The organism is Kitasatospora sp. NPDC057198 (assembly GCF_042670125.1).
Classification (GTDB): Bacteria; Actinomycetota; Actinomycetes; order Streptomycetales; family Streptomycetaceae; genus Kitasatospora.
On record NZ_JBHUWH010000389.1, the window covers coordinates 1 to 7,486 of the forward strand.

Annotated in this window: 7 protein-coding genes; 2 read left to right on the forward strand and 5 right to left on the reverse strand. The window is 75.8% G+C overall.

The window, feature by feature from the left end:
* A partial coding sequence (locus ACFUEL_RS30940; protein WP_380240099.1) for a GNAT family N-acetyltransferase occupies positions 1-461 on the reverse strand: 461 nt, incomplete at its 3' end.
* Positions 462-543: 82 nt separating this feature from the next.
* On the opposite strand from ACFUEL_RS30940, the gene ACFUEL_RS30945 reads away from it, so the two are divergent.
* Positions 544-1,101 (forward strand): hypothetical protein, encoded by a 558-nt coding sequence (locus ACFUEL_RS30945; protein WP_380240100.1) that lies wholly within the window; start codon positions 544-546, stop codon positions 1,099-1,101.
* A gap of 63 nt (positions 1,102-1,164) precedes the next feature.
* On the opposite strand, the gene ACFUEL_RS30950 is transcribed toward ACFUEL_RS30945, so the two are convergent.
* The gene (locus tag ACFUEL_RS30950) at positions 1,165-1,983 is read right to left on the reverse strand and encodes a hypothetical protein (protein WP_380240101.1); all 819 of its coding nucleotides are present in this window, start codon (positions 1,981-1,983) and stop codon (positions 1,165-1,167) included.
* A gap of 148 nt (positions 1,984-2,131) precedes the next feature.
* Between ACFUEL_RS30950 and ACFUEL_RS30955 the strand changes: the two genes are divergently transcribed.
* Positions 2,132-2,497 carry a hypothetical protein gene (locus ACFUEL_RS30955; RefSeq protein WP_380240102.1) on the forward strand — a complete coding sequence of 122 codons (366 nt, stop codon included), beginning with the start codon at positions 2,132-2,134 and terminating at the stop codon, positions 2,495-2,497.
* 18 nt (positions 2,498-2,515) lie between these two features.
* Here the strand turns inward: ACFUEL_RS30955 and ACFUEL_RS30960 are convergent, their stop codons facing one another.
* From ACFUEL_RS30960 to cobT, 3 genes are all read right to left on the reverse strand, one after another.
* Positions 2,516-3,319: a TrmH family RNA methyltransferase gene (locus ACFUEL_RS30960; protein WP_380240103.1), complete on the reverse strand. Its 804-nt coding sequence runs from the start codon at positions 3,317-3,319 to the stop codon at positions 2,516-2,518.
* A 207-nt stretch (positions 3,320-3,526) separates the two neighbouring features.
* Complete coding sequence (gene cobA / locus ACFUEL_RS30965) at positions 3,527-4,759, reverse strand: uroporphyrinogen-III C-methyltransferase (protein WP_380240104.1); 1,233 nt, start codon at positions 4,757-4,759, stop codon at positions 3,527-3,529.
* Positions 4,760-4,911: 152 nt separating this feature from the next.
* The coding region (cobT, locus tag ACFUEL_RS30970) for a nicotinate-nucleotide--dimethylbenzimidazole phosphoribosyltransferase (protein ID WP_380240105.1) at positions 4,912-7,486 on the reverse strand (2,575 nt) is incomplete at its 5' end.

Below are 7,486 nucleotides of genomic sequence, written 5' to 3' on the forward strand. Positions count from 1 at the left end.
CCCAGGCGGGTGACGGCTTCCAGGGAGCGGGTGTTGGCGGCGTCGACCCGCCGGCGGACCTCGGTGAAGCCGAGGGTGTCGAAGGCGTGCGCCAGCAGCAGGAGCTTGGCCTCCCGGTTGGCGCCGGTGCGCCACCAGCGGCGGCCGAGCCGGCTGCCGCCGATCTCGATCCGGCCGGTGGCGGTGTCCCAGCCGTGCAGGTTGGTGGTGCCGATCGCGGTGCCGCTCGCACGGTCGAGGACGGCGAGCGGGAGGCGGTGGACGCGGGCGGCGTCGGCGAGCCGGGCGGCGACGATCGCGCGCAGCTCGTCCTCGGTCTGCGGGGTGGGGGCGCCGAGGTGGCGCCAGACCTCCTCGTCGCGGCCGCCGGACGCGAACAGGGCCGGGACGTGGGCGAGTTGGAGCGGTTCGAGCCGCACCCGGCGGCCCTCCAGGACGACGGGTGTCGGCGCGGTCGGCATGGCGTGGAGGCTACCGGACGGGGGCGAACGGCCTTCGGGGGGTGGTGACTGCTTGTCAGTACGGGGCGGCAGCATGTGCCGCATGATGTGGACGACGGACGCGATGCACGTCGCGTACTGCCAGTACTTCCTGTACGGGCCGGAGTTGCCGGACGGCTGGGACGCGCACGCGCTGGACCGGCTGTTCCACGGGAACGGGGTGGCCGCGGGCTGCCCGGACCACCTGACGGTGCTGTGCGGCACGCACACCGGGCTGATCCGGCTGACGGTGGAGAGCTGCGCGGGGCGGCCGCCGGAGCCGGGGCCGCAGTGGGAGAGCGCGGTGGAGCTGTCGCTGTACAGCAGCGGTGAGCTGCGGCTGCGCGCCTGGGACGGGGTGGACGTCGACGGGCCGGGGAACCTGGCGCGCGCCGGGCGCGGCTGGTACCGGGTGCGGGTGCAGACCCGCGGCCGGGACCGCGGGCGGGAGGCCGACACGGCGGCCCGCCCGGTGGAGGAGCACCTGCTGACGGTGTGGCCCGCTCCCCCGGCGGCGGACCTGGTGCTGCGGGTCGGCGACCTGACCGGCCGCCGGCACCACGACCCGCGGCGGCCCGCACCGCAGCCGATCGGGCCCCCGGCGGCGCGCCGGGCGGCGTGAGGAGCGGGTGCGAGGGGCGGGTGCGAGGGACGGCGTGAGGGACGGGTGCGAGGGGTCGGGCGTTCAGAAGTGGTCGGGGCCCGACCAGCTGTACCAGCCGTCACCGAGTCCGGTGTAGTACCCAGCGGACTTGCCCGCGGGAGTGCCGTGCGGGAAGTAGGCGTAGCCGTGCGGGGCGAAGACGCCGGTGCCCGCGACGGTGAACGTGACGCCGCCGCCGACGAGTTCGGTCTGCTCCAGGCGGTAGCCGGCCACCCAGGCGGGTGCGGTGTCGCCGGTGGCGAGGGCGTGTTCGGCGTGGGTGGTGAGGGCGGAGCGGGCGCCGGCCGGGACGTCGTAGTGGACCAGCAGGGCGCCGGTGGCGAGCAGCAGCGGTGCGGCGGCCCAGCGCCAGCAGCAGAACCGGCCGGGGGCGGTGGTGGCGGCGTTCCGGCGGGCCCAGGGGGTCTGGTGCCAGAGCAGCCAGCCGACCGGGAGGGCGAGCAGGGTGAACGTGCCGAGGCCGAGCAGTCCGGGGTCCTCGCCCGGGACGCTCTCGCCCAGCAGGACGGCCGCGACGCCCAGCGCGCAGCAGAGCAGGGCGCTGTTGCCGGGGCGGGCGGGGCGCTTGAGGTGCTTGCGGTGGCGGATCGCCAGGAGTGCGGCCGGCAGGCCGACGATGAGCAGCAGCGGGACGGTGACCGGGGGGAACAGCACGTCCAGGAAGGTCCAGAGGAAGCCGCCGAGGACGAACGCCACCGTCAGGACGTCGTGCGGCACACCGTGCGGCAGGCCCAGCACCAGCGCGAGCAGGGCGGCCAGGGCGAGCGGGGCCCGGTGGCCGGGGCGCCGGGCGAAGCGGCGGAGCGGGAGGACGAACCGCCGCCGCAGGTCGATGATCACACCGCACTGTTTACCGGAGGACCCGGCGCGGGCGGAAGCCCGGCGGCCCGGCGGGCACCGGATAATGGCGGTGCCGTGCGCCGGTCCGGCGGCGGTGCGGAGCGGAACGGGAGAGGCGGCGGGAACGGTGGCGGGAGCGGTGGCCCTGGTGGAGGGAGAGCGCGTCAGGCTGGTCGAGGACCTGGCGCTGGGCGGGGTGTCCGCCGGGGAGGACGGCCCGCTGGTCGGCCTCCTGCTGCTGGGCGCGGGCGTCGAGGGCACCGTGGTCCGGGTCACCGGTGAGCTGCCGCCGCCCGAGGCGGTGCGCGAGTACGAGCGGCTGCGGGCGCTGTTCGAGGACTACGGGCACACCATGCCGGCGGAGAGCCTGCGCCGGCTGGAGGCGCAGCTCGCCGAACTGGAGCCGCACTGGCGGGAGTTCGACGCGCAGGGCCCGCGCAGCTCGGTGCGGGTCCGGTTCGACAACGGCTTCGTGCTGGACGACGCGGACGCGGCGGTGTTCGCCGCCCTGTGAGCGCGGGCGGCCCGGCCGTCAGCCGTGGTTGACGGCGTAGAAGGCGATCGCGGCGGCCGCGCCGACGTTCAGCGAGTCGATGCCGTGCGCCATCGGGATCCGCACCCGCTGGTCGGCGGCGGCCAGCGCCTTCGGGGTCAGGCCGTCGCCCTCGGCGCCGAGCATCAGCGCGGCCTTCGGCAGCAGGTGCGGACGGGCGGCGGTGAAGTCCTCCGCGCCGGAGGGCGTCAGCGCCAGCAGGTCGAACCCGGCGTCCCGGACGGCGCCGAGCGCGTCCGGCCACGGGTCGAGCCGGGCGTACGGGACGGAGAAGACCGCGCCCATCGAGGTCTTGACGGCCCGCCGGTACAGCGGGTCGGCGCAGTCCGGGGAGAGCAGCACCGCGTCCATGCCGAGCGCGGCGGCGGAACGGAAGATCGCGCCGAGGTTGGTGTGGTCGACCAGCCCCTCCAGGACGGCGACCCGGCGGGCCCCCGCGAGCACCTGCGGCGCGGCGGGCAGCGGCTTGCGCTCCATCGAGGCGAGCGCGCCGCGGTGCACGTGGTAGCCGGTGACCCGCTCGGCGAGCGCGGGCTCCACCAGGTGGACGGGGGCGTCCGTCCCCTCGATCACGTCCGCCATCACGCCCAGCCACTTGGCCGTCAGCAGCATCGAGCGCATCCGGTACCCGGCCGCGAGCGCCCGGCGGATCACCTTCTCCCCCTCGGCGATGAACAGCCCTTCGGCGGGCTCCCGGCGACGGCGCAGTTCGACGTCGGTCAGGTCGGTGTAGTCGCTCAGCCGGGGGTCGGCGGCGTCGGTGACGGTGAGAGGCTCGGACACCGGACGATTTTCGCACGTCGGGAGGGGAGCAGAGAGCCCCGCCAGGGGCTCGGGGAACGGCGAGCACGGGTCTGCTGACGGTTCACTGCCGGAGCGCGCATCGGCTTCCGGTTCCTGTTACGGCACGCAGCAGCACGGACACTCCGATGGGCTCCGACCGCCAGCAGCATCGACTCGCCGTTCCCCGAGCCCCTGTGGGAACTCTTCCTACGGGTTGAGGACGCCGACCACGTCGCCGATGACGATGACCGCCGGGGGCTTGATCCCCTCCGCCGCGACGGTCTCGCCGATGGTGGCGAGGGTCGCGTCGACGCGGCGCTGGCCGGCGGTGGTGCCCTCCTGGACGACGGCGACGGGGGTGTCCGCGTCGCGGCCGTGGGCGACGAGTTCGGCGGCGATCGCGCCGATCTTGTCGACGGCCATCAGGAGCACCAGGGTGCCGGTCATCCCGGCGACGGCCGCCCAGTTGGTCAGCGAGCGGTCGCCGGGGCCGACGTGGCCGGAGATGACGGTGAACTCGTGGGTCAGGCCGCGGTGGGTGACCGGGATGCCGGCGGCCGCGGGGACGCTGATCGAGGAGGAGATGCCGGGGACGACGGTGACCGGGACGCCCGCCTCGGCGCAGGCGAGCAGTTCCTCGCCGCCGCGGCCGAAGACGTACGGGTCGCCGCCCTTGAGGCGGACCACGAACTTGCCGGCCTTGGCGTGCTCGATCAGGGTCCGGTTGATCGCCTCCTGGGCCATGTAGCGGCCGTAGGGGATCTTGGAGGCGTCGATCACCTCGACGTGCGGGGGCAGCTCGGCGAGCAGTTCGCGCGGGGCGAGGCGGTCGGCGACCACCACGTCGGCGTCGGCGAGCAGGCGGCGGCCGCGGACGGTGATCAGGTCGGGGTCGCCCGGCCCGCCGCCGACCAGGGCGACGCCGGCGTCCCGGGCGCGGTACTGGCGGGCGGCGAGGGAGCCGTCCCGCAGGCCGGCCACGATGGAGTCGCGCAGCGCGGCGGAGTGCCGGGGGTCGCCGGTGAGGACGGCGACGGTGGCGCCGGAGTCGTGGCCGGAGGCGGGCGTCCAGGCGGTGGCGGCGGAGGCGTCGTCGCTGCGGGAGCAGAAGACGCGCAGGCGCTCGGCCTCGGCGGAGACGGCGGTGTTGACGGCCGGGTCGTCGGTGGCGACCAGGGCGTACCAGGTGTCGGCGAGGTCGCCGTCCGCGTACGGGCGCTGGTGCCAGGTGAGTTCGCCGGCGTCGGCCATCGCGGAGACGGCGGGGGTGGTGGCCGGGGATATCAGGTGGATCTCGGCACCGGAGGCGATCAGCGCGGGCAGGCGGCGCTGGGCGACCTGTCCGCCGCCGACGACGACGACCCGGCGGCCGGCGAGCAGCAGCCCGACGGGGTACGGGGTGAGTCCCTGGGTGGACGGGTGGGGCGTGGGCGCGGTCATGAGGGGGAGCTCCTGGGTGGGCGGCGGTGCTGGGGCCGTTCGGCGGGGACGGCCCCACTGGGGGGAGCCCGGTGCCGGCGCGCCCTTGAGCCGGTACGGGTTCGGCGGGGCGGCCGCCCCCTCGCACTGCGGGGGCGGCCGGCGCCGGCGGGTCATGCCTTCTCGGTGACTCCGGCGGAGTCGAAGGTGGCTACATCGTGCATCGCCCGAGCCGCGCTCTGCACCAGCGGGAGGGCCAGCAGGGCACCGGTGCCCTCGCCGAGCCGCAGGTCGAGGTCGATCAGCGGGCGCAGGCCGAGCTTGGCGAGCGCGGTCTGGTGGCCGGGTTCGGCGGAGCGGTGCCCGGCGATGCAGGCGGCCAGCACCTCGGGGGCGATGGCCTTGGCGACCAGGGCGGCCGAGCCGGCGATCACGCCGTCCAGGATCACCGGGATGCGCAGCGAGGCCGCACCGAGCAGGAACCCGGCGATCGCGGCGTGCTCCAGGCCGCCGACGGCCGAGAGCACGCCGATCGGGTCGGCCGGGTCGGGCTTGTGCAGCTCCAGGGCCTGCCGGATCACCTCGACCTTGCGGGCGTGGGTCTCGTCGTCGATGCCGGTGCCGCGGCCGGTGACCTCGGCCGGGTCGGTCTCGGTGAACACCGAGATCAGCGCGGCGGAGGCGGTGGTGTTGGCGATGCCCATGTCGCCGGTGATCAGCACCTTGTTGCCGGCCGCGACCAGGTCGCGGGCGGTCTCGATGCCGACCTCGATCGCGCGCAGCGCCTCGTCCCGGCTCATCGCCGGGCCCTGGGTCATGTCGTCGGTGCCGGGCTTGACCTTGCGCGGCAGCAGGCCGGTGGTGCGGCCCTGCTGGATGGCGTCCGGCAGTTCGGCGGCCACGCCGACGTCCACCACGCACACCTCGGTGCCGACCTGGGCGGCGAAGGCGTTGACCACCGCGCCGCCGGCCAGGAAGTTGCCGACCATCTGCGCGGTGACCTCCTGCGGCCACGGGGTGACGCCCTGGGCGTGCACGCCGTGGTCACCCGCGAAGATCGCCACGCAGCCGGGCTCCGGGACCGGCGGCGGGCACTGCCGGGCCAGGCCGGACAGCTGGGCCGCGATCAGCTCCAGCACGCCGAGCGAACCGGCGGGCTTGGTCATCCGCTTCTGCCGGTCCCACGCCTCGCCGAGCGCCTTGGCGTCCAGCGGGCGGATGCCGCGCAGGGTGTCGGACAGCAGGTCGTGCGGCTCCTCGCCGGGCAGCGCGCGGTTGCCGTACTGCTCCTCGTGCACCACCCAGGACAGCGGGCGCTTCTTCGCCCAGCCCTGCTGCTGAAGCTCCGGCTCGTCCGGGAACGCGTCCACGTAGCCGACGCACAGGTAGGCGACGACCTCCAGGTGCTCGGGCAGGCCGAGCTCGCGGACGAGTTCCTCCTCGTCGAAGAAGCTCACCCAGCCGACGCCCAGGCCCTCGGCGCGGGCCGCCAGCCACAGGTTCTCCACCGCCAGCGCGGCCGAGTACGGGGCCATCTGCGGCTGGGTGTGCCGGCCCAGGGTGTGCCGGCCGCCGCGGGTGCGGTCGGCGGTCACCACGATGTTGACCGGCGTCTCCAGGATCGCCTCGATCTTGATTTCCTTGAACTGCTTCGCCCGGCCCTTGGGCAGCGAGTCCGCGTACGCCTCGCGCTGGCGCTCCGCGAGTTCGTGCATCTTCCGGCGGGTCTTCGCGGAGCGGATCACCACGAAGTCCCACGGCTGCGAGTAGCCGACGCTCGGCGCGGTGTGCGCCGCCTCCAGCACCCGGATCAGCACCTCGTGCGGGATCGCGTCCGGCCGGAAGCCGTTGCGGACGTCGCGCCGCTCCCGGATCACCTGGTGGACGGCCTCCCGCCCGGCCTCGTCGTAGCCCGGGGCGGCGGGCGGACGCTCCTCCTCCGCGACGGCCTCGGCTTCGGCTTCGGCTTCGGCTTCGGGAGCGGCTTCGGCTTCGGCTTCGGGGGCGGACTCGGTTTCGACGGGGGTTTCGGCCTCGGCCTCGGCCTCGGCTGCGGCGGCGGTTTCGGCCTCGGCTGCGGGCTCGGGAACGGCTGCGGGCTCGACCGCCTCGGCTTCGGCAGCGGCCTCGGGCTGCTCGGCCGACTCGGACTCGGTCTCGGGCTGCGACTCCGACTCCGGCTCCGGCTCCGGCTGCGGCTCCGGCTCCGATGCGGCGACCGGCTCGACGGGCGCGGGCTCCTCCGCCGGGGTCTGCTCGACCGGCTCGGCCGGCTCGGCCGGTTCGGCCGGTTCGGCCGGGGGCTGCTCGGCGGAGACCTCGGCGGCCGGGGCCTCGGGCTCCAGCAGCGGCAGACCGGCGGGGGCGGCGAGGAACGCGGAGATGCGCCGGTGCGCACCCCGGCCGGACGGCTTCGCGGCCGCGTCGGGGATCGGCTCCGCGGCGGCCTCGCCACTGACCGTCTCCGCGTTCACGGCCTCGGGCTGCACGCCCCCGGTCTCGGTCTCGGTCTCGGCGGGCACGGGCTGGGCCTGGTCCTGCTCCTGGGCCTCGGCCTGGACGGCGGGCGCCTCGGCCGGGACCTCCACGGGCGCGGGCTGCTCGGCCGACGGTGCGTCAACTGCCGCGGCGGCCTCGGGCTGCGGCTCCGCCGGTGCGGCGGCGGCCTGCTGCTCGACCGGCTCGACGAACACCGGGGCCAGGGTCGCGGCGGGCGCGCCCTCGACGGCCACGGGCGCGGGCTGCGGC

Bases quoted from the DNA above. Each gene is read 5' to 3' on its own strand.
- ACFUEL_RS30945 (WP_380240100.1), top strand. From the start codon at position 544: ATGATGTGGACGACGGACGCGATGCACGTCGCGTACTGCCAGTACTTC.
- cobA (WP_380240104.1), bottom strand. From the start codon at position 4,759: ATGACCGCGCCCACGCCCCACCCGTCCACCCAGGGACTCACCCCGTAC.